A 21,636-nucleotide genomic window follows, 5' to 3' on the forward strand; every position below is an offset into this window, starting at 1 on the left:
GGATCTCAGACATGATCACCGCAGATCTCTCCACGGCGCTGCCGGAGCTGATCCTCGCCGTCTACGCCATGCTCGCGCTGCTGGTCGTGACCTATGGCGGGCAGGATCGCTGGGCCTCGCCGCTCACCTGGGCCACGGCGCTGGTCTTCGCCCTGCTGGGGCTGGAGGTCAGCCTCGGCTCGGGCGCCGAGACCGCCTTCCACGGCGCCTTCATCGCGGACGGGTTCGCCCGCTTCGCCAAGACCGTGATCCTGTTCGGCTCGGCCGTGATGCTGCTGCTGTCCGAGGATTACATGCGCCGCCACGGGCAGCTGAAATACGAGTTCCCGATCCTCGTCGCCATGGCCGTGCTCGGCATGATGGTGATGGTGTCGGCGGGCGACCTGATGTCCCTCTACATGGGGCTCGAGCTGCAGTCGCTGGCGCTCTACGTCGTCGCCGCCTTCCGGCGCGACTCGATCCGGTCGACCGAGGCGGGCCTCAAGTACTTCGTGCTCGGCGCCCTCTCCTCGGGCCTGCTGCTCTACGGCGCCTCGCTGGTCTACGGCTATTCGGGCGCGACCGAGTTCAAGGCCATCGCCGAGGTGGTCCATGCCGAGGGCGTGTCGCTGGGGATGCTGTTCGGCATGGCCTTCCTCTGCGCGGGTCTCGCCTTCAAGGTCTCGGCCGCGCCGTTCCACATGTGGACGCCGGACGTCTATGAAGGCTCGCCCACCCCGGTGACCGCGTTCTTCGCAACGGCGCCGAAGGCGGCCGCGGCGGCGCTGTTCGTGCGGGTGCTCTACGGCGCCTTCGGGGACGCGGTCGCGGACTGGCAGCAGATCATCGCCTTCCTCGCCATCGCCTCGATGTTCCTCGGCTCCATCGCCGCCATCGGGCAGACCAACCTCAAGCGCCTGCTGGCCTATTCCTCGATCGGCCACATGGGCTTCGCGCTGGTCGGCCTCGCCGCCGGCACGGCGCAGGGCGCGACCGCGGTGCTGGTCTACCTCGCGATCTACGTGACCATGAATGTGGGCGTCTTCGCCTTCGTCATGTGCATGGAGCGGGACGGCGCCCCGGTCACCTCGATCCATGACCTCGCGGGCCTGTGGAAATCGCAGCCCCGCCGGGCCGCGGCCCTGGGCGCGCTGTTCTTCAGCCTCGCGGGCATCCCGCCGCTCGTCGGCTTCTTCGGCAAGTGGTACGTGTTCGTCGCCGCGGTGGAGGCGGGCCTCGTCCCCCTCGCCGTCGCGGGCGCGGTCGCCTCGGTCATCGGCGCGTTCTACTACCTGCGCGTCGTGAAGATCATCTTCCTGGACGAGCCCTCGGCGGCGCTGACCGGGTCGATGCCGGTGACCCACAACCTCGCCCTCGCCGCCTCGGCGCTGGTGATGGGGCTGGCCTGGCTGCCGGGCGTCAACCTGCTCGGCGTGCCGGAACTGGCGAAGGCCGCCGCAGCCGGGCTGTTCTGAGCCGATGGGCGACAATCCGAACCTGCAAAACGCGCCGGGGGCCATCCCCCGGCGCGTTTTCGCGGAACTCGACAGCACGAACGAGGAGGCCCGCCGCCTCGCCCGCCAGGGCGAGGCGGGCCCCGTCTGGCTGCTCGGCCTGCGCCAGACCGGCGGGCGCGGGCGGCGGGGCAGGGAATGGACCTCGCCCGAGGGGAACCTCTACGCCACGCTCCTGCTGCGCCCCGGCATGGGTCCCGGGGCCGCCGCGCTCTACAGCTTCGTCGCCTGCCTCGCCGTCGCCGACCTTCTCGACCGCGCCGCGCCGGGGGCCGAAGTGGCGCTGAAATGGCCCAATGACGCGCTGCTGAACGGCGGCAAGGTCGCCGGCGTGCTGCTGGAAAGCGAGGGCGACGGGCGCGCGGTCCACTGGCTCGCGGTCGGGATCGGCGTCAACCTCGCCTCCGCCCCGCCGCGGGCGCCGGACGCCGCCTTCCCGCCCATCGCCGCCGCCGAGGTCGCGCCGCCCCCCAGCCCCGAACAGGCCCTCGACATCCTGGCCGAGGCCTGGGACCGCTGGGACGCGCTCTACCGCGCCGAGGGCTTCGCCCCGATCCGCGCCGCCTTCCTTGCCCGCGCGGCCCGGATCGGCGAGATCATCGAGGCCCGCCTGCCGCAGGAGACGATCCGCGGCCTCTTCGCCGATCTGGACGAGGACGGGCGACTTGTCCTAGACACCGGGGAGACGCGGCGCCGGATCTCCGCCGCCGACGTGTTCTTCCCCTGAGCCGCGGGGGTGACGCGGCGGCGGCGCACGCGCCGTCCGCAGGGGGGAAACGCATGCTTCTGGCCATCGATGTCGGCAACACCAACTCGGTCTTCGCGATCCATGACGGGCGCCGGTTCCAGGGGGAATGGCGCATCGCCACGGATGTGAAACGCACCGCGGACGAATATTTCGTTTGGCTTCGGCAGTTGATGGACCATATAGGGCTGAAGCCGTCTCAGATCGACGACGTGGTGCTGTCCTCGACCGCCGCGGGCACTGTGTTCAACCTGCGGGTCCTCGCCGACAAGTATTTCCGCTGCCGCCCCATCGTGGTCGGCAAGCCCGAGTGCAAGATCGGGATCGAGGTCCGGGTCGAGCCGCATGTCCGCGTGGGCGCGGACCGGCTGGTGAACACCGTCAGCGCCTTCCACACCTATGGGGGCGACCTGATCGTGGTCGATTTCGGCACCGCGACCACCTTCGACGTGGTGGCCGAGGACGGGGCCTATGAAGGCGGCATCATCGCGCCGGGCGTGAACCTCTCGCTCAAGGCGCTGCAGGGCGCGGCCGCGGCCCTGCCGGAAATCGACGTGACCCAGCCCGAGCGGGTGATCGGCAAGGAAACGGTCGCCTGCATGCAGAGCGGGATCTACTGGGGCTACGTCTCCATGATCGAAGGGCTCTGCCGGCGGATCATGGATGAGCGCGGCAAGAAGATGAAGGTCATCGCGACGGGGGGCCTCTCGCCCCTGTTCGCGCGCGGGACCGACGTGATCGACGAGGTGGATGACAGCCTCACCCTACGCGGCCTGGTGACGATCCGGGACCTGAACACGACTGATACGAAAGAAACCGTATGACGAAATCCGACGACCTGGTGTTCGTCGCCCTTGGCGGGGCGGGCGAAATCGGGATGAACATGTACCTGTACGGCCATGGCCACGGCGCGAAGCGGCGCTGGATCATGGTCGATTGCGGGGTCGGCTTCGGCGACATGGAAACCAGCCCGGGCATCGAGCTGGTCATGGCCGATCCGTCCTTCATCGAGGCGCAGGCCGACAAGCTGGACGGCATCTTCGCCACCCATGCGCATGAAGACCATATCGGCGCCATGGGCCGCCTCTGGCCCCGGCTGAAATCCAAGATCTACGCCCAGCCCTTCACCGCCGCCAACATCATGCGCAAGATGGAGGAGGCCGGCGCCTCCCCCAAGCAGGTGCGCCTGGTGGAGAAGGACGAGGTGGTCGAGGTCGGCCCCTTCAAGGTCCGCTTCCAGCCGATCACCCACTCGATCCCCGAGGCCGCGGCCCTGGTCATCGACACCCCCTCGGGGCGCATCGTGCATTCGGGCGACTTCAAGATCGACCACGCGCCCCAGATGGGCGACCCGTTCGACGAGGAAGCCTTCCGCAAGATCGGCGACGAGGGCGTGCATGCGCTGGTGTGCGATTCCACCAACGTGATGATCCCCGGCCGCGGCCACTCGGAAGAAGAGGTCCTCGCGCCCCTGACCGAGCTGATCCGGAACGCCAAGGGCGCGGTGGCGGCGACCACCTTCGCCTCCAACGTCGCGCGCGTGCGCTCGCTCGCGCTCGCCGCCCGGCAGACGGGGCGCGAGATCGTCCTGGTGGGCCGCGCGATGAAGCGGATGGTGGAAATCTCCGAGCAGTGCGGGCTTCTGACCGACATGCCCTCCACCGTCTCCGAGGATGACGCCGACAGCCTGCCGCGGGAGAACGTGTTCTACATCGTCACCGGATCGCAGGGCGAGGGGCGCGCGGCGCTGGCGCGGATCGCGTCCGGCTCCCACCCCACGGTCGAGCTGACCGATGGCGACACCGTCATCTTCTCCTCCAAGACCATCCCGGGCAACGAGGAGGCGGTGTACAAGCTGCACAACCAGCTCTCCGAGCGCGGGGTGCAGGTGTTCGACGAAAGCAATGGCGGGATGATCCACGTCTCGGGCCATGCGCGGCAGGGCGATGTGGAGAAGCTCTACGAGCTGCTGCGCCCCAAGGTCGCCATCCCGATGCATGGCGAGCATCGCCACCTGACCCACCACGCGGCGCTGGCCGAAAGCCTCGGCGTGCCCTCGGTGGTCGCGGCCAACGGCGCCGTCGCCGGCATCGCGGGCCCGCGCCCCGAGATCGTCGACCATGCCGAGGTGGGGCGCATCTATCTCGACGGCGACACCCTCGTGGGCGCCCTCGACGGCGTGGTGCGCGAGCGCCTGAAACTGGCCCGCAACGGCCTCGTCATCGCGTCGCTGGTGGTGGATGAGGACGGCGAGCTGGTGGCCGACCCCGAGGTGAAGATCCTCGGCGGCCCGCAGGAAGGCCATGGCTGGCCGCAGCCGCTCGAGGACCTGATCTGGGACGCGATCGACGCGGATATCGAGAAGGCGAGCCGCAAGCAGCGCACCGATGACGGGCTGGAGGGCGTGGCGAGCCGCGCCATCCGCCGCGTCTGCCGCCGCTGGTGGGGCAAGAAGCCCCAGGTGGCCGTGCTGGTGACGCGACTCGAGGACTGAGGCGCGCCCCCGCGGAACGAAAAGGCCCGGCGCGAGGGATCGCGCCGGGCCTTTTTGCGTCTTCGCCGGGGGCCTAACGCAGCCGCCGCCCCCCGGACCATACCGCCGACACGCAGCGCTCATCGCCCAGGATCATCGCCCCGAACAGCCCGTGCCACGGGTTCTCCGACCGCTCCGCCCGGGCCTTCAGCGCCGGCGTGGCCCGCAGGTCGAGCGCGATCACATCCGCTTCCATCCCCGGCGCCAGCCGCCCGATCCTGTCCCCCAGCCCCAGCGCCCCGGCCGAGCCCGCCGTCGCCAGCCACATCAGCTGCGCCGGGTGCATCGGCGCGCCGCGCAGCTGGGAAATCTCATAGGCCGCGCGCATGGTCACCAGCATCGAGAAGCTGCTCCCGCCCCCGGTATCCGTCGCCAGCCCCACCGGGATCCCCGCCGCCTTCAGCCCCGCCACGTCGCACAGCCCCGAGCCGATGAAGGTGTTCGAGGTCGGGCAATGCGCGACCGGGGTCTTCGTGGCGGCGAGATGCGCATGCTCGCGCGGGGTCAGGTGGATCGCGTGGCCCATGACCGCGCGCGGGCCGGTCAGCCCGTGCCGCTCATAGACCCCGAGGTAATCGGGATCGTCGGGGTACAATTCGCGCACCCAGGCGATCTCGTCGGGCTGTTCGGACAGGTGCGTCTGCACGGGACAGTCCGGGAATTCCGCCGCCAGCGCCCCCGCGGCGGCGAGCTGCGCGTCGGAAGACGTCGGCGCGAAGCGCGGCGTGATCGCGACCTGGAGGCGGTCCACCCCGTGCCATGCCTCGATCAGCGCGCGGGTCTCGGCCGCGCCCCGCTCGGGCGTGTCGCACAGCCCCTCGGGCGCGTTGCGGTCCATCATCACCTTGCCCGCGACCATCCGCAGCCCGCGGGCCTGCGCGGCGGCGAAGAACGCCTCCGCGCTCTCGGGATGCACGGTGCAATAGGCGCAGGCGGTGGTGGTGCCGTTCAGCGCGAGCAGGTCGAGGAAGGTCTCCGCCTGCGCCCGCGCATAGACCGGGTCCTTGAACCGCAGCTCCTCGGGGAAGGTGTAGCCGTTGAGCCAGTCGATCAGCCGCTTGCCCCAGGCGCCGATGATCGCGGTCTGGGGATAGTGGACATGGCAGTCGACGAAGCCGGCCGACAGAAGCGCGTCCCCCATGTCTTCGACCGCCGCGTCCGGGTGGGCGGCGCGCAGGGCGTCGGCCTCGCCCACCGCGGCGATGATCCCGTCCTCGACCAGCACGCCCCCGGCCTCGCGCCAGGTGGCGCAGGTTTCGGGGGCCGCGTGGAACGGGTCGGCATCCATGGTCAGGGTGCGGCCGAGGATCAGGGTCTTCATGTGCGGATCATCCTGCGAATGCCGTGGTACCGGGCGGGGGCTGGGTCGAAGGCCATCGGATCCAGGAAGGCGGGCGCGTGGGGCAGGGCGCAGAGCTCTTCGCGCGAAGCCCAGCGCAGCCGTGTGACGACGCCCGCCGGGTCGGCATGGCCCTCCGGCGTCTCTCCGGGCGTCAGCGTCGCGTGGAAGAAATGGTCGACCTGGTGAAAGCCGCTCTCGGGGTCGCGGAACTCCGACACCGCGGCGAGGGGGCCGGGGGTGATCGCCAGGCCGGTTTCCTCCGCAACCTCGCGCACCAGCGTCTCATGCAGGGAATCGCCCGCCTCCACCCCGCCGCCGGGCAGGCACCACAGGGGCGGGCGCCCGAGGCTCTCGGGGAAGGCGTTGACCAGCAGCACGCGGTTTTCGCGAAGAAGGATGGCGCGCGCGGCGAGGCGCGGGGGCTTGGACATGGTGCGGCGCGGGAAGTCCCTGTGGCGGATGGCTCTCCACCCTCGGGCCCCGCGCGGGTCGGGTCAAGCCGCGGCGTGGCGGCGGCGTCCGGGGCGGGGGGCGGCGGGCGCTTCCCGTCCCGGGCGGCGCCCGTCAGGCGACGGAGGAGGCGAGCGTCAGCGCCGTGTAGCCGAGGACGGCGAAGACGGCGGGCAGGACGAGGAAGGAGGTCATGGGTTTCGGGCCTTTGGTTGTGGCCGCCGAGGGAGGGAGAGGCGCGACCGTTTCGGTGTAAGAGACATGGGGGCTGCAAACCCCCTGCGCACCCCCTGTTCGTATCCAAAATGTGGTCAATATCGCGAATATCAGCGGATTTTAAGTCTGCGTCACGCTTTGGGTTTCCAATATCACGCTCGCGTTACGCGAATGCCGCGGCGTCTGACGATCCGGGCGTCCCGGGGCCCGGAACGCGACGCGGCCGCGGCGGAGGGGGCTCCGGCGCGGCCGCGGGTCATGTTGTGAAAGGGGAGGGGATCAGAACGGCACGGCCGCCATCAGGGCAAGCCAGCCGAGCGCGCCGAAAACCGCCGGCGCGGCGAGAAAAGCCTTCATTGTCAGACCTCTGTCGGACGCGGGGAGGGGGGAGGGGAGGGGTCCGCGCCCTTGGGTGCAGCGCATATAATGGCCTTCGTCAGAAGTTTGAAGACCAATGTTCACCAACGCCGGTCGCGACTGCGTGAACGGGGGGACAGGAGCCCCCCGCGCCCCCCGGCGGGTGTCAGAAGGCCAGCGTCTCGCCATCCGCGGGGATCTGCAGCCGCTCGCCATACCCCGCCGCCTCCGCCGCCGCGCGCAGCCCGGCGCGGGACAGGGTGCAGTGGTTCAGCGCCTCCATGTGGCTCGCGACCAGCGCCGCGCCCGGCGCCGCGGCGGCGACGGCGGCGACATCCGCGGCGCCCATGATGATCGGCCCCACCGCCTCGATCACCGCCTCGCCGCAATTGAGGACCACGACCTGCGGCCGATGCGCCGCCAGCGCCCGGGCCACGTGGTCGTTCCACAGCGTGTCGCCGGCGATGTAGAGCGTCGGCTCCTCCGGGTGCGACAGCGCCACGCCGCAGACCTGCCCGAGCCGGTCGCCGAGCTTTTCCATCGCGAGGTCGGAGCCGTGCTGGCCGCCGGTCTTCGCCATCGCGATTCCGTTCGGTCCGGGCGCCGCGCCGATGATCCGCACGTCCGAAAACCCCTGCGCGCGCAGCTTCTCGGCATCGGCGTCGTCCTGGGCGTATAGGGGCGTTGCGCCGGGGATCGCCGCGGCCGCCGCCGCGTCCCAGTGGTCGAGATGGAGATGCGTGACGATCACCGCGTCGACCTCCGCCAGCGCCGCCGCAGGCAGGGGCAGGGCGGTCAGCGGGTTGCGCAGGCGCCCGTCGGGCGTGCCGGGAAAGGGCGGGTAGGCGCCGCGCTCGGCCAGCATCGGGTCGACCAGGATGCGGGTCCCGGCATAGTCGAGCAGCAGCGTGGCGTTGCGGACCTGGGTGAGCTTCATGGCGCGGCGTCCTTCACGTGGATCGGGGCCCGAGCTTATGGCCCGCGCCCGGCGCCGCAAAGCGAAAGGGGCGGGCCATGGCGGCCCGCCCCCCGTGTCGTCAGTCTGCGCGGCGGATCACTTGGGCAGCTCGCCCTCGATGCCTTCCACGTAGAAGTTCATGCCCAGCAGGGTGCCGTCATCGGCGGTCTCGCCCTCGGCGAGCCAGACCGAGCCGTCCTGCTTGTTGATCGGGCCGGTGAAGGGATGCAGCGCGCCTTCCTCGATCGCCTTGGCGGCCGCGGCGGCCTGCGCGCGGATCTCCTCGGGGATGGTGTCGGCGAAGGCGCCGATCTCGACCATGCCGGTGTCGATGCCGCCCCAGGTGTCGGTGGACTCCCAGGTCCCGTCGAGCGCCGCTTTCACGCGCTCGATGTAATAGGGCGCCCAGTTGTCGATGATCGACGACAGGCGCGCGGTCGGGCCGAACTGCGCCATGTCCGAGGCCTGGCCGAAGGCGTAGATGCCCTTCTCCTCGGCGATGGTCATCGCGGCGGGAGAATCGGTGTGCTGCATGATCACGTCGGCGCCCTGGTCGATCAGCGCGTTGGCGGCGTCGGCCTCCTTGCCCGGGTCGAACCAGGTGTTGACCCAGATGATCTTGAACTGGACGTCCGGGTTGACCGACTTGGCGGCGAGATAGGCGGCGTTGATGCCGCGCACGACCTCGGGGATCGGGAAGGAGGCGATGTAGCCGATGGTGTTCGACTTGGTCATCTGGCCGGCGATCAGGCCGATGACGTGGCGCCCTTCGTAGAAGCGGGAGGAGTAGGTCGAGACGTTGGCGGCGCGCTTGTAGCCGGTGGCGTGCTCGAACTTCACGTTCGGGAACTGCTTGGCGACCTTCAGGGTCGGGTTCATGAAGCCGAACGAGGTGGTGAAGATCAGGTCGTGGCCGGACTGGGCCATCTGGCGCAGGGCGCGCTCGGCGTCCGGGCCCTCGGGGATGTTCTCGAGATAGGAGGTCTGGACCTTGTCGCCGAACTCGGCCTCGACGGCCTGGCGGGCCTGGTCATGCTCATAGGACCAGCCGAAATCGCCGACCGGGCCGACATAGATGAAGCCGACCTTGAGCGGGTCTTGCGCGCTGGCGGCGGGGGCGAGAAGGGCCGCGGCGGCGGCGGAGAGAAGGGCGAGCGCGGTGCGGCGCATCATCATGGCAGGGCCTCCTGTCGGGTGGCGACCGGATGTTGTTCCGGTTCGATTGAAGCGAAGCGTAGCGAGGGGGCGGGGGCGCGTCACCTGCGAAAGCGTGAACGCCCCGCGGGTGCGGCGCCGCGGCGCGGTGCGCGTGAAAGGCGACGTTGCGTCAGGGGGCGACGGAGGGCGTGCGGCCGGGCTCGGGGGCGCAGGGCCCCGCTCGCCCGCCCGGCCGCGCCGCCTCCGGGGCCGGGCGCGCGGGCGGCGCGCGCGGGGCCGGGCGCGGCGGCGCCCCGGCGCGGGGGGTGCGCACAACCGCCCCGGCGCGGGCGGCGCGCGAAAAAGCCCCGGCGCGGGGCGCCGGGGCTGTGGGTCGGTCCCGCTTCGGGCGGCGGCCGCTCAGGCCGCGCGCACGCCCACCAGGCGCTGGTCGCGCCGGGCGGCCTCGATCCCCGCATAGGCGTTCTCGAGCGTGCGGAGCATGGCGTCGCGCCCGCCCTCGGCATCGGCGATCACCTCGGCCACGCCGCCGGCGGCGCAGACATGCAGGCCCGGGGCGCGCGGCAGCGGCGTCGCGGCGAGGCGCGCGACCACGCGGCGGGCGCAGAGGCGCGCGTTCTCGAGCGAGGTCTCCGGCATCAGCATGGCGATGCAGGTCGGCCCCTCGGTCTGCGCCGCGGCGGGCATGTCGAGCGCGCTGTCGATGGACCCGTTCCGGGTCGGCGTCGGCGCGGCGGAGATCACGTCTGTCTGGCGCAGGCCGGTGATCGCCGCGTCGGTGATCGCGCGCAGGACCGGGCCGGGCAGGCGGTCGGAATCGGCCATGCGGATGTCTTCGAGCGTCGCGGCGCGGCAGGCCTCGGTCACCTCCTGCCCGTCGAAGGGACGCGGGGCGCCGGGGGCGCGGTAAAGGGCGAAGACCGCGACGCAGGCGGTGCGGCCATGCAGCGCCGCGCGGCGGGATTCGCGGCGGACCGCGGCGGCCAGGCCCTGCATGGTCAGGGCGCCCGTCTCGGGGTCGATGCGGGCGGCGTACCGCTCCAGCACCTCCTCGGCGGTGCGCTCGCCGATGCGGATCAGCTCCTGCCGCTGGCGGTCGGTCGGCTCGGTCTCGTTCTGGGCGGCGGCGACGATCACGCCGAAGGTCGGCCCGCCGGGCAGGCGGATCGGCGCGGCCAGCACGGTGCGGGCCATCACCCCGCGGGCGCAGAGCGCGCTTTCGCACAGCAGCGGGTCCTCGGAGGCGTTGCGCACCGAGGCGATGCGGGTCTGGCCGCCCACCAGCTGGATGATCGGGTCGTCGACGGGCAGCGCGATGCGCACCCGGTCGCCCGCCGGAAGGATCACCCCGGCCTGGCTGCCCGCGAGGGCGGCGGCGGCGATGGGGGCGCCCAGCTTGCGGCGCGCAAGCGAGGCGGCGGCGATCAGGATCGCCTCTTCCTCGGGGTCCGGCGCCGGCCAGCTCTCGAGCAGCGCCGACGGGTTCGACCCCTCGCGCCACAGCGCGTCCGCGGCCGCCATGCGGGCCGCGGTTTCCATCTTCGTCATGGCCGGATCCCGGCCGCCATCTTCGGTCAACGCGAATTGCAGCATGTCATCACCCCTTGTACGCGCAAGCCACTCACCACGACCTGCACGCTACGGGCGATTCCTTAAGAACGCGCTTCCAGCTCAGCCATTCGCGAAGAAAGGACGCCCGAGACAGGCCGGCGCCTTCAGCCGCGCCCCCCCGCCCGAGGAGATGATCGCCAGCACCGCGATGGTGGCGAGGTAGGGCGTCATCGACAGGTATTGAGACTGGATCGAGACCCCGAGGCCCTGCAGGTTCAGCTGCGCGATGGTCACGCCGCCGAAGATGCAGGCCCCCAGCAGCGCCCGCCACGGCCGCCAGGACGCGAACACGACGATGGCCAGCGCGATCCAGCCGCGCCCCGCCGTCATCTCCTCGACCCAGAGCGGCGTCGCCACCAGCGACAGGTACGCCCCCCCCAGCCCCGCGCAGGCGCCCCCGAACAGGATCGCCAGCGTGCGGATCCGCGCGACCTTGTAGCCGATGGCATGGGCGGCGTCGTGGTTCTCGCCCACCGCGCGCAGGATCAGCCCGGCGCGGGTGCGGGTCAGCACGTACCAGACCGCCGCCGTCAGCAAGAGCGCCCCGTAAGCCAGCCAGTCATGCGAGAACAGCAGCGGGCCCACCACCGGCAGGTCCGACAGCACCGGCAGGTCCATCGACGGGAAGCGCGGCGCCTTCACCCCCGAATAGGGCTGGCCCACCATCGCCGCGACCCCGAGGCCGAACAGCGTCAGCGCCAGCCCCGTCGCCACCTGGTTGGACAGCAAGGCCTGGGTCATGAAGGCGAACAGCCCCGCCAGCGCCGCCCCCGCCAGCATGGCCGAGACCACGCCCACGAGGAAGGACCCGCTCTCCTGCGTGCCGGCGAAGCCCGCGATGGCGCCGCAGACCATCATCCCCTCGACCCCGAGGTTCAGGACGCCCGATTTCTCGGTCACCAGCTCGCCGATCGCGGCGAAGAGGAGCGGGACCGCGGCCACCACGAGGGCGGCGAAGATCGCGATGGGATTGAGCGACGAGACATCCATCACGCGGCCTCCTGCGCGCCCCGCGCCGGGCGGCGCTTCAGGCGGTGGTTCACGAACACGTCCGCGCCCAGCAGGAAGAACAGCAGCATCCCCTGGAACACGGAAATCGCGGCGGCGGGAAGCTGCATCATCAGCTGCGCGCTCTCGCCCCCGATATAGGTCAGCGCCATCAGCAGGCCCGCGAGCAGGATCCCCACCGGGTGCAGACGCCCGAGGAAGGCGACGATGATGGCGGTGAAGCCGTAGCCGACGGGCAGGGCGGGCACCAGCTGGCCCACCGGCCCCGCGGCCTCCATCATCCCCGCAAGCCCCGCCAGCGCGCCGGAGATGCCGAGGCAGGCGGCGATGATCGTGCTCTGCGAGAACCCCGCGAAGCGCGCCGCGCGCGGGGCCTGGCCCTGCACCTTCACCGCGAAGCCGAAGACGTGCCGCTCCAGCAGCAGGTAGCCCGCCACCGCGGCCCCCAGCGCGATCAGCGCGCCGACATGGGCGCGGGTGCCTTCAAGGATGATCGGCAGCGTGGCGCTGTCATGAAACAGGCGCGATTCGGGGAAGTTGAACCCGTCCGGGTCCCGCAGCGGCCCCGACACCAGCGCCGAGAGCAAAAGCTCGGCCACGTAGACCAGCATCAGCGAGACAAGGATCTCGTTGGCGTTGAACCTGATGCGCAGCAGCGCCGGGATCATGGCCCAGAGCAGGCCCCCGAGCATCCCCGCGATCGCCATCATCGGCAGCACCCAGACGCCCGCGACGTCATAGACCGCGAGCCCCGCGGCGCCGCCGGTGATGGCGCCGATGATGAACTGCCCCTCGGCGCCGATATTCCAGACCCCGGCGCGGAAGCCGAGCGACAGCCCGAGCGCGATCAGCACCAGGGGCGCGCCCTTCACCAATAGCTCGGCCCGGGTGAAGGCGTTGTCGAAGGGGCTGATGAAGATCAGCTGGATGGTGGCGAACGGGTCCTTCCCGAGCGCGGCGAACAGGATCATCCCCGCGATCATCGTGCAGATCACGGCGATGGGCGGCGCCGCCCAGGCCATGACGCGCGACGGCTCCTTGCGTTTCTCAAGCGCCAGCATCACGCATCCTCCCGCACGGCATCGTCGGCGGCCTTGGTCCCGCCCATCATCAACCCGATCTTCTCGACGCTCATCTGCGCCGCAGGGCGGGGGGGCGACAGGCGCCCCCCGGCGATGACCGACAGCGTGGTGGAAATCTCCATCAACTCGTCGAGGTCCTGGGAGATGACCAGCACCGCCGCCCCCTGCGCCGCGAGGTCCTTCAGCGCCTCGCGGATCGCCGCCGCCGCCCCCGCGTCGACGCCCCATGTGGGCTGGGAGACGACGAAGACCCGCGGCTCCTGAAGGATCTCGCGCCCCACCACGTATTTCTGAAGGTTGCCGCCAGACAGGGACCGCGCCGCGTGGTCCACCCCCGCGGTGCGCACGTCGAAGGCCTGCACGACGCGCTTGGCGAACGCCTCGGCGGCCGAGAGCGACAGCACGCCCCCCTTCGCCAGCCCGGCGCGGGCGCGGCCCGTCAGGATCGCGTTCTCGGTCAGGCTCATGTCCGGCACGGCGGCATGGCCGAGCCGTTCTTCCGGCCCGGCGCAGAGGCCGAGGCGGCGGCGCCGGTCCGGCCCGGCGCGGCCGATCTCCTTGCCCTCCAGCCGGATCGCCCCGGGGGCGGCGCGCACCTCGCCCGAGAGCGCGTCCATCAGCTCGTCCTGCCCGTTCCCGGCCACCCCCGCGACGCCGAGGATCTCCCCGGCGCGCAGGGTGAAGGCGATGTCCGACAGCGCGACGCCGAAGGGGCCGTCCGCGGGGGCGGAGAGGCCCGAGACGTCGAGCAGCGGCGCGCCCAGCGACGTCTCGCGCGCCTCCGGGGTCTTCAGCGCCTCGCCGATCATCATCTCCGCGAGGCCCTTGGCCGTCTCCTCGCGCGGGTCGCAATCGCCGACCACCTTGCCGTGGCGCAGGATCGTGGCGCGCGAACACAGCGCCCGGATTTCCTCGAGCTTGTGAGAGATGTAGAGGATCGACACCCCCTCGTCCCGAAGCTGGAACAGGGTCTGGAACAGGATCTCCACCTCCTGCGGGGTCAGCACGGAGGTCGGCTCATCCATGATCAGCAGGCGCGGCGATTGCAGCAGGCAGCGCACGATCTCCACCCGCTGACGCGCGCCGACCGAGAGGTCCCCGACCGTGCGCCCCGGCTCCAGCGGCAAGCCGTAGGCGGCCGAGACCTCGCGGATGCGGTCCGGCAGGTCGCGCCCCGCCTGGTCGGGCGGCAGGCCGAGGGCGACGTTTTCCGCCACCGTCATCGCCTCGAACAGCGAGAAGTGCTGGAACACCAGCCCCACCCCCGCCGCCCGCGCCTCTCCGGGCGAGCGCGGCGCGAAGGGGGCGCCCTTGAAGCGCATCGCCCCCGCGTCGGGCTGCTGCACGCCGTAGATCATCTTGACCAGCGTCGACTTGCCCGCGCCGTTCTCGCCCAGAAGGGCATGGATGGCGCCGGGGGCGACGTCGAAGCCCACGTCGTCATTGGCGATGACGCCCGGAAAGGCCTTGGTGACGCCCGTAAGGCTCAGGAGCGGGTCTGTCATGCGCGGCTTTCCTTCGGTTCCTGGTCTTCGGCGGGGCGGATCTCGACGCGGGCCCCGGCGGACCATGCCAGAAGCTCCGCGGCGAGCGAAACGGCGATTTGCGCGGGCGGCTTGCCCCCGAGGCCGGGCGCCCCGATGGGGCATTCGAGGCGGGCGATGGCGGCGTCGGGGATGCCCAGCGCCCGCAGGCGCGACCGGAACCGCGCGGATTTGGACGCCGACCCGATCACCCCCGCCCGGGCGAAATCCCCGCGCGCCAGCACCCGCGCGCAGATCTCGAGGTCGAGCGCGTGGGAATAGGTCAGCGCCATGTGGACGGCGCCCGCGGGGGCGAGGGCCACCGCGTCGGCGGGGTTGGCGGCGGGCAGGATGCGCGCGCCATGGGCGGCGTCTGCGGGGAACCGCTCCGGGCCGCTGTCGATCCAGGTGATGGCGAAGGGCAGCCCTTCGAACACCCGCACCACTGCGCGGCCGACATGCCCGGCGCCATAGAGGAACAGGGGGATGCGCGCCGGGGCGATGGTTTCGGAGAGCCAGCCCTCGGAGAGAACCAGCGCCGCGCCTTCCCCGGCGCGCAGGGCGCGGGCATGGGCGCGGATGGCGGCGGGGGCCTCGGGCGGGGCGCCGGGCAGGATCGGGCGGGCATGGGCGCCGCTTTCGGGGATGTCGGCGCTCTCCCACCGCTCATAGGCAAGGGTGACGGCGCCGCCGCAGCACTGGCCGAGCGCGGGGCCGAGCGGATAGCCGCGGGATGCGCCGGGGACGCCCGAGGCCAGCAGCGCCCGCGCCTCCTCCAGCGCCTGCCATTCCAGCGCGCCGCCGCCGATGGTGCCGGTGAAGCCGTGGGCGGAGACCATCATGGACGCCCCCACCTCGCGCGGGGCCGAGCCCTTCACGCAAGCCACCACCACGCGCATGGCCGGGCCATCCGCCAGCCCCGCGGCCAGCGCGTCGGGGCAGAGTCCCGTCTGCGCAGGCCCGCTCACCATTCCGTCCCCTTCGCGCGGGCGATGGCGGCGAGCACCCGCTCCGGCGTCGCCGGGGCGGAGAGGTCCGGGTAGTTCGGCCCGCAGGCCGCGCAGGCGTCCGACAGCGCCAGCCAGGCCGACACGCCGAGCATCAGCGGCGGCTCGCCCACCGCCTTCGACTTGTGGATGGTGGGGCGCGGGTTGTCCTCGTGCCACAGGCGGATCTCCATCGCCGGGCGGTCCGAGGCGGTGGGGATCTTGTAGGTGCTCGGCGCATGGGTCCAGAGGCGGCCCTTCGGGTCCCAGACCAACTCTTCCGTGGTCAGCCAGCCTGCGCCCTGCACATAGGCGCCCTCGATCTGGCCGAGGTCCACGGCGGGGTTCAGCGACCGGCCCGCGTCGTGGAGGATATGCGCGCGGGTCAGCCGGTACTCGCCGGTGAAGAGGTCCACGGCGGCTTCCGTCACCGCCGCGCCGTAGGCGAAGTAATAGAACGGCTTGCCCTTGCCCGCCGGGCGGTCCCAGTGGATGTCCGGGGTCGCGTAATGGCCGGTCGAGCTCAGGTGGATCCGCGCCATCCAGCACTGCTTGGCGAGGTCGGCGAAGGCGATGGACCGCGCGCCGCTGAACACCCGCCCGCCGCGGAACTCGACGGCCTCCGCGTCGCCGCCCAGCAGCGCCGCCGCATGCGCCGCCATCCGCGCCTTGATCGCCTCGCAGGCGTTCAGCGTCGCCATGCCGTTGACGTCCGTCCCCGAGGACGCGGCGGTCGGAGACGTGTTCGCCGCCTTGCCGGTATTCGTGGGCGTGATCTTGATCCGATCCACGTCCACCTGGAACGCCTCGGCCGCCACCTGGGCGCATTTGACGAACAGGCCCTGGCCCATCTCCGTCCCGCCATGGTTCAGGTGGATGGAGCCGTCGGTATAGACATGCACCAGCGCCGCCGCCTGGTTCATGTGCGTCAGGGTGAAAGAGATGCCGAACTTCACCGGCGTCAGCGCGATGCCCTTCTTCAGGTGCTTCGAGCGCGCATTGAACGCCGCGATCTCCTCCCGCCGCGCCGCATATCCCGCCTGCTCCTCCAGCGCCGGGATCAGCTCGTGCAGGATATTGTCCTTCACCTCCATCCCGTAGGGCGTCTCCACCCGCGCGCCGCCGGGGCGGTCATAGAGGTTGGCCTTGCGCACCTCGAGGGGGTCCTTGCCCAGCACATGCGCGATGTGGTCCATCATCCGCTCGCAGGCCGCCAGCCCCTGCGGGCCGCCGAAGCCGCGGAAGGCGGTGTTGGAGCAGGTGTTGGTCCGGCAGCGATACGAGTTGATCCGCGCATGGGGCAGGTAATAGGCGTTGTCGGCGTGGAACATCGCCCGGTCGCAGACCGGCAGCGACAGGTCCATGGACCAGCCGCAGCGGGCGTATTGGTCATAGATGACGGCCTCGATCCGGCCCGCGTCGTCGAAGGCGACGTCGTAATCCACCACGAAATCATGCCGCTTGCCGGTGATCGACATGTCGTCGTCGCGGTCATAGCGGATTTTTACGGGGCGGTTCAGCGCCTTGGCCGCCACGGCGGCGATCTGGGCCGGGGCGTTGCCCTGGCTCTCCTTCCCGCCGAAGCCGCCGCCCATGCGCCGCACCTCGACCTCCACCGCGTTGTAGGGCGTGCCCAGAACCTCGGCGACCTTGTGCTGGATCTCGGTCGGGTGCTGGGTCGAGGAATGGACCTTCACATCCATGTCCTCGCCCGGGATGGCGAGGGCGATCTGGGTCTCGAGGTAGAAATGCTCCTGCCCGCCGATCTCCACCCGCCCCTTCAGGCGGTGCGGCGCGGCGGCGAGGGCGGGGGCGGGGTCTCCCTTGAGGAAGGCGTAAGGCTCGGGGTCGAAGAAGCTCTGCGCCGCCACCGCGTCGGCGACGGAGACGAGGGCGGGAAGCTCCTCCACGTCCCACTCCGCCAGCCGCGCGGCGCGGCGGGCGAGGAGGTGGGAGGTGGCGACCACCGCGAAGACCGGCTGCATGTGGTAGTGCAGGGTTTCCGTGGCCAGAAGCTCCTCATCCCCCGCCGCGGTCGAACAGTCGTTGCGCCCGGGGATGTCGGCGGCGGTCAGGACGGCGACCACGCCTTCCGCGGCGCGCACCGCATCCAGGTTCACCGACCGCAGCCGCCCATGCGCGACGGGAGAGCCGCCGAACGCGATGTGCAGGCAGCCCGCGGGGGCGGGGATGTCGTCGATATAGCTCGCCGCCCCCTGCACCTGCTTGACGGCGCTGTCATGGATCTGGGGCGCATGGGCGCCGCCGGTGATGGGCCGCGCCTCGCCGTCCTTGAGCGGGTCGGCGCGGTCGGCGCGCTCACGGATGTCCTTGGGGGGCGTGGGGGCGGCCCCGGCGCTGGCGTCGTGGCTCATTCCGCGTCCTCCAGGGCGCCGGGACCGACGAGGCGCACCGGCGCCTCCGTCTCGGCGAAGCATTTGCGCAGCAGGTTGCGGGCGACGGCGAGGCGATAGTCGGCCGAGGCGCGCATGTCCGAAAGCGGCTGGAAATCCGTCGCGAAGGCGGGCAGGGCGGCCTCGACGGTCGCTTCCGTCCAGGGCTTGCCGATCAGCGCGGCCTCCACCGCCGCGGCGCGTTTCGGCACCCCCGCCATGCCGCCGAAGGCGATGCGGGTGGAAGCGACGATCCCGTCCACCACCTCGATATCGAAGCAGCCCAGCACCGCGGTGATGTCCTGGTCGAAGCGCTTCGAGACCTTGTAGGCCCTGAGCCGCCCAGGGTCCGCGGGCCGGGGAATGCGGACCGAGGTCAGCACCTCGCCCGGTTGCCGGTCCTGCTTGCCATAGTCGATGAAGAAGTCTTCCAGCGGCAGCGTCCGCGCCCCCTCCGGCCCTGTCAGCGTGATCTCGGCCCCCAGCGCGATCAGCGCCGGCGGCCCGTCGCCGATGGGCGAGCCGTTGGCGATGTTGCCCCCCACGGCGCCCGAGTTGCGCACCTGTCCGCCGCCGACGCGCCGCACCAGCTCGCCGAGGTCCGCGGACAGCCGCGCCATCGCGTCATGCGCCGCCGCCCATGTCACGGCGCCGCCGAGGGTCAGCGCGTCGGGGCCATCCTCGATCCGCGCCAGGCTCTCGATCCGGGAGATGAAGACCATCACCGGCGGGCGCTTGAGCTGCTTGGTGATCCACAGCCCCACATCCGTGGCGCCCGAGACGATCAGCGCGTCCGGGTGTTCCGCCAGCACCGCCTGCAACTCCGCCTCGCTCCGCGGCACGAAGCCCAGCGCGCCGCCGCCGTCCAGCCGCAGCCCCTCGCCGGGCAGGGCGGAGAGGGGCGCCGCAAGGTCGGCTTCCCAGTCCGGCGCGGGCGCGTCATGCATCGCCTGCGCGGCCTCGAGGATCGGGCCGTAGCCGGTGCAGCGGCAGAGGTTCCCGGCCATCACGTCCGCCGCCCCCTTGGCATCCCGCCGCCCCGCGGGGTAATCCGCGTGCAGCGCCATCACGAAGCCCGGGGTGCAGAAGCCGCACTGGGTGCCGCCCAGCCGCGCCATCGCCTCCTGCGCCGGGTGCAGGCGGCCATCGGGGGCCGAGAGCCCCTCCACCGTGGTCACCGCCGCGCCGTCGAGCATCGGCATCAGCTGGATGCAGGCGTTCACCGCCCGCCGCACAGGGACTCCGCCTTCCATGCGCGTCACCGTCACCGTGCAGGCCCCGCAATCGCCCTCGTTGCAGCCCTCCTTCGTGCCGGTCAGCCCGCGCGCCTCGCGCAGCCAGTCGAGAAGCGTTGTCCGCGGGTCGATCCCGGAGAGGGAGACCGGCGTCCCGTTGAGGATGAACTGCAGGTCGTCGCGCATCAGCTGCCCCGATAGGTCGAGTAAGAGAACGGAGAGACGAGCAGCGGCACGTGGTAATGCGCGCGCTGGTCGCCGATGCCGAAGCGGATCGGGATGTCGGCGAGGAATTTGGGCGAGGGCAGCGCCAGCCCCTGCGCGTCGAAATAGGGCCCGGCGTGGAACACCAGCTCGTAGACCCCCTCGCGGAACTGCGTGCCCTCGAGCATCGGCGCATCGGTGCGCCCGTCGGCATTGGTGACCGCCTCGTGGATCAGCTCGCGGCTGTCGGCGGAGAGGCGATAGAGCTCGATCCGCATCCCCGCCGCCGGGGACCCCGACGCCGTGTCCAGAACATGCGTGCTCAGCCAGCCATGACCCTCGGGCATCGCCCCTCTCCCCCTGTTCCGCCTCGCCGCGAATCCGGCGCATTTTTTATCGAACGGTTCATTGAACGGGGGAACATGCCGATGTTGCAAGTGCGAACGGCGCGGAAGGCGGCGGAAAGCTGTTTCAAAGGATCCTTGAAAGCGCCCGCCCCGGCGCCCCGCCCCTCCGCCCCCGCGGCGCCGCTTCGCTTGCCTGCGCAGGGGGCGCCGGGGCAGGCTTGGGGCCGAGAGCGACACGGGAAGGATGCACGCGCATGGTGATGCGGATCCGGGATGAACAGGTGGGCGCGCTGAGCCCGGTGGAGCAGCGGTCCTTGCGGGACCGGGTGCTGGGCCACGTGCGGGCCGAGCTGGGGCCGGGGGCGCTGCCCCCCGTCGCCTCGGATGCGGCCCGGATGATCGACGCTGCGCTGGCCGAGGCGCGGGACATGGGCCTGAGCTGGGAGACGCAGATCGCCGATTACGCGGTGCTGCGCACGGCGCTGGGCGAGGGCGCGCTGGCGCGGCTGGGATACACGCATAACGCCCAGGCCCCGAAGGCCGAGATCGCCGCCGCCTTCGCCGCCTTCCTCGACAGCCTGCCGCGCCCGATCCACGCCGCCGCGCCGCGGCGCTGAAGCGGGCCGGAAACGCGAAACGCCCCGCGCCGGGATCCCGGCGCGGGGCGTTTGCATGTGGGGCGTTTGCATGTTCGGGTCCAGGCCGTGCGGGACCGTGCCGTGCCGCGCCGGAAAAGGGCCGCTCAGCCCTCGCGCTTGCCCGCGCCCACATCCGCGGGATCGGCCAGCGAGGCGGGATCGGCCATCACGCCCTCGCCGTCGCCCAGCGCCGCCTCGGCCAGCGCGGCGCGTTTCTCATCGCGGATGAACCACAGGTTGCGCGCATAGATGAAGAAGCCCATCGATTGGCCCAGGATGAAGACCGGGTCCGCCCGGTAGATCGCATAGGCCAGCAGCACCGCCGCCCCGCCGATCGAGAACCACCAGAACGCCGTCGGCACAACCGACTTGCGCGCCTTCTCCGAGGCGATCCACTGCACCAGGAACCGCGCGGTGAACAGCAGCTGGCCACCGAGGCCGACCGCCACCCAGGCCAGCTCGGCCCGGCTGTCCGCCCCCAGCACGCCCATCAGCCACTCGATCACGCCGCGTCCTCCGCCTGCGCGGGGTCGGTATGGACCACCTGCGCCACCTTGCGCCGGCGCATCAGCCACCAGACCCCGACCAGGTCCAGCGCGCCGACCATGGCGCGGCCGATATTGGTGTAGTTCGACGCCCCCGCCTCGCGCGCGCGGTGGGAGACGTCGACCAGCGCCACCTCCAGCCCCTCGCGCTTCACCAGCGCAGGGAGATACCGGTGGATGTGGTCGAAGAACGGCAGGGCCAGGAACACCTCGCGCGGGAAGGCCTTCAGCCCGCAGCCGGTGTCGCGGGTGTCGTCCTTCAGAAGCCGCGCGCGCAGGGTGTTGGCGAGGCGCGAGGCGATGAGCTTCGAGGACGTGTCCTGCCGCGCCACCCGCTGCCCGGCCACCAGCCCGATGCGCCCCGAGGAATCGCCCAGCAGCGGCGCCACGAGGTTCGGGATCTCGGACGGCGGGTTCTGCCCGTCCCCGTCCAGCGTCGCGCAGATCGGCGCGCGGGCGGCGAGAACCCCCGAGCGGACCGCCGCGGACTGCCCGCAGCTCTGCGCGTGCCGGATCTCGCGCAGCCAGGGATGACGCGCGCGGGCCGCGGCGATGGCCCCCGAAGTGTCGTCATCCGAGCCGTCATTGACGAAGATCGCCTCGAACGGGGCCAGCCCCGCGCAGGCCTCGGCGATGTCGTCGGCCAGCTTGCCGACATTCTCCGCCTCGTTCTTCATCGGTGCGATCACGGTGATGCGCGGTCGGGCGAGGCCCGTGGTCGCGCCGGTCGTGGCGTCGGTCATGGCGTGCGGCTTTCAATCGGCGTCGGTCGGGTGCGGTCGGCCCGGGGTATAGCGAATCCGCCCCCCCGG

Annotated in this window: 19 protein-coding genes; 5 read left to right on the forward strand and 14 right to left on the reverse strand. The window is 71.6% G+C overall.

The window, feature by feature from the left end:
• The first annotated feature begins 11 nt into the window (after positions 1-11).
• The 4 genes from nuoN to ACQ5SO_RS07280 are packed head-to-tail and all read left to right on the forward strand — an operon-like array spanning position 12 to position 4,732.
• Entirely contained in the window at positions 12-1,454 is a 1,443-nt protein-coding gene (gene nuoN / locus ACQ5SO_RS07265; protein WP_430940918.1) for an NADH-quinone oxidoreductase subunit NuoN, read from the forward strand.
• 4 nt (positions 1,455-1,458) lie between these two features.
• A complete protein-coding gene (locus tag ACQ5SO_RS07270) occupies positions 1,459-2,220 on the forward strand; it encodes a biotin--[acetyl-CoA-carboxylase] ligase (protein ID WP_430940919.1) in 762 nt (253 codons plus the stop codon).
• 53 nt (positions 2,221-2,273) lie between these two features.
• Positions 2,274-3,062 (forward strand): type III pantothenate kinase, encoded by a 789-nt coding sequence (locus ACQ5SO_RS07275; protein WP_430940920.1) that lies wholly within the window; start codon positions 2,274-2,276, stop codon positions 3,060-3,062.
• Complete coding sequence (locus tag ACQ5SO_RS07280; RefSeq protein WP_430940921.1) at positions 3,059-4,732, forward strand: ribonuclease J; 1,674 nt, start codon at positions 3,059-3,061, stop codon at positions 4,730-4,732. Before ACQ5SO_RS07275 ends, ACQ5SO_RS07280 begins: the two co-directional genes overlap by 4 nt.
• A gap of 73 nt (positions 4,733-4,805) precedes the next feature.
• Here the strand turns inward: ACQ5SO_RS07280 and guaD are convergent, their stop codons facing one another.
• The 12 genes from guaD to uraH form a co-directional block, all read right to left on the reverse strand.
• On the reverse strand, positions 4,806-6,092 hold the full coding sequence (guaD, locus tag ACQ5SO_RS07285; RefSeq protein ID WP_430940922.1) for a guanine deaminase: 1,287 nt from the start codon (positions 6,090-6,092) through the stop codon (positions 4,806-4,808).
• Positions 6,089-6,544 carry an NUDIX domain-containing protein gene (locus tag ACQ5SO_RS07290; RefSeq protein WP_430940923.1) on the reverse strand — a complete coding sequence of 152 codons (456 nt, stop codon included), beginning with the start codon at positions 6,542-6,544 and terminating at the stop codon, positions 6,089-6,091. The genes guaD and ACQ5SO_RS07290 overlap by 4 nt, the downstream gene beginning before the upstream one ends.
• 758 nt (positions 6,545-7,302) lie before the next feature.
• A complete protein-coding gene (locus ACQ5SO_RS07295) occupies positions 7,303-8,073 on the reverse strand; it encodes an MBL fold metallo-hydrolase (RefSeq protein WP_430940924.1) in 771 nt (256 codons plus the stop codon).
• 117 nt (positions 8,074-8,190) lie between these two features.
• A complete protein-coding gene (locus tag ACQ5SO_RS07300) occupies positions 8,191-9,264 on the reverse strand; it encodes a BMP family ABC transporter substrate-binding protein (protein ID WP_430940984.1) in 1,074 nt (357 codons plus the stop codon).
• Positions 9,265-9,651: 387 nt separating this feature from the next.
• Positions 9,652-10,800 (reverse strand): hypothetical protein, encoded by a 1,149-nt coding sequence (locus ACQ5SO_RS07305; protein ID WP_430940925.1) that lies wholly within the window; start codon positions 10,798-10,800, stop codon positions 9,652-9,654.
• A 123-nt stretch (positions 10,801-10,923) separates the two neighbouring features.
• On the reverse strand, positions 10,924-11,853 hold the full coding sequence (locus ACQ5SO_RS07310; protein ID WP_430940926.1) for an ABC transporter permease: 930 nt from the start codon (positions 11,851-11,853) through the stop codon (positions 10,924-10,926).
• The gene (locus tag ACQ5SO_RS07315) at positions 11,853-12,932 is read right to left on the reverse strand and encodes an ABC transporter permease (RefSeq protein ID WP_430940927.1); all 1,080 of its coding nucleotides are present in this window, start codon (positions 12,930-12,932) and stop codon (positions 11,853-11,855) included. The genes ACQ5SO_RS07310 and ACQ5SO_RS07315 overlap by 1 nt, the downstream gene beginning before the upstream one ends.
• Positions 12,932-14,458 carry an ABC transporter ATP-binding protein gene (locus ACQ5SO_RS07320; protein WP_430940928.1) on the reverse strand — a complete coding sequence of 509 codons (1,527 nt, stop codon included), beginning with the start codon at positions 14,456-14,458 and terminating at the stop codon, positions 12,932-12,934. Before ACQ5SO_RS07320 ends, ACQ5SO_RS07315 begins: the two co-directional genes overlap by 1 nt.
• Positions 14,455-15,447, reverse strand: coding sequence for a xanthine dehydrogenase accessory protein XdhC (gene xdhC, locus ACQ5SO_RS07325; RefSeq protein ID WP_430940929.1), 993 nt, complete (start codon positions 15,445-15,447; stop codon positions 14,455-14,457). Before xdhC ends, ACQ5SO_RS07320 begins: the two co-directional genes overlap by 4 nt.
• The gene (gene xdhB / locus ACQ5SO_RS07330; RefSeq protein WP_430940930.1) at positions 15,441-17,837 is read right to left on the reverse strand and encodes a xanthine dehydrogenase molybdopterin binding subunit; all 2,397 of its coding nucleotides are present in this window, start codon (positions 17,835-17,837) and stop codon (positions 15,441-15,443) included. Before xdhB ends, xdhC begins: the two co-directional genes overlap by 7 nt.
• Entirely contained in the window at positions 17,834-19,276 is a 1,443-nt protein-coding gene (xdhA, locus tag ACQ5SO_RS07335; RefSeq protein ID WP_430940931.1) for a xanthine dehydrogenase small subunit, read from the reverse strand. Before xdhA ends, xdhB begins: the two co-directional genes overlap by 4 nt.
• Complete coding sequence (uraH, locus tag ACQ5SO_RS07340) at positions 19,276-19,641, reverse strand: hydroxyisourate hydrolase (protein WP_430940932.1); 366 nt, start codon at positions 19,639-19,641, stop codon at positions 19,276-19,278. Before uraH ends, xdhA begins: the two co-directional genes overlap by 1 nt.
• Positions 19,642-19,895: 254 nt before the next feature.
• On the opposite strand from uraH, the gene ACQ5SO_RS07345 reads away from it, so the two are divergent.
• Complete coding sequence (locus ACQ5SO_RS07345; RefSeq protein WP_430940933.1) at positions 19,896-20,258, forward strand: hypothetical protein; 363 nt, start codon at positions 19,896-19,898, stop codon at positions 20,256-20,258.
• Positions 20,259-20,383: 125 nt separating this feature from the next.
• On the opposite strand, the gene ACQ5SO_RS07350 is transcribed toward ACQ5SO_RS07345, so the two are convergent.
• Entirely contained in the window at positions 20,384-20,785 is a 402-nt protein-coding gene (locus ACQ5SO_RS07350) for a lipid-A-disaccharide synthase N-terminal domain-containing protein (protein ID WP_430940934.1), read from the reverse strand.
• On the reverse strand, positions 20,782-21,567 hold the full coding sequence (locus tag ACQ5SO_RS07355) for a glycosyltransferase family 2 protein (protein WP_430940935.1): 786 nt from the start codon (positions 21,565-21,567) through the stop codon (positions 20,782-20,784). The genes ACQ5SO_RS07350 and ACQ5SO_RS07355 overlap by 4 nt, the downstream gene beginning before the upstream one ends.
• Positions 21,568-21,636 lie beyond the last annotated feature (69 nt).

The organism is Rhodovulum sp. DZ06 (assembly GCF_050586345.1).
In the GTDB taxonomy this organism is placed as follows: Bacteria; Pseudomonadota; Alphaproteobacteria; order Rhodobacterales; family Rhodobacteraceae; genus JBOCEF01.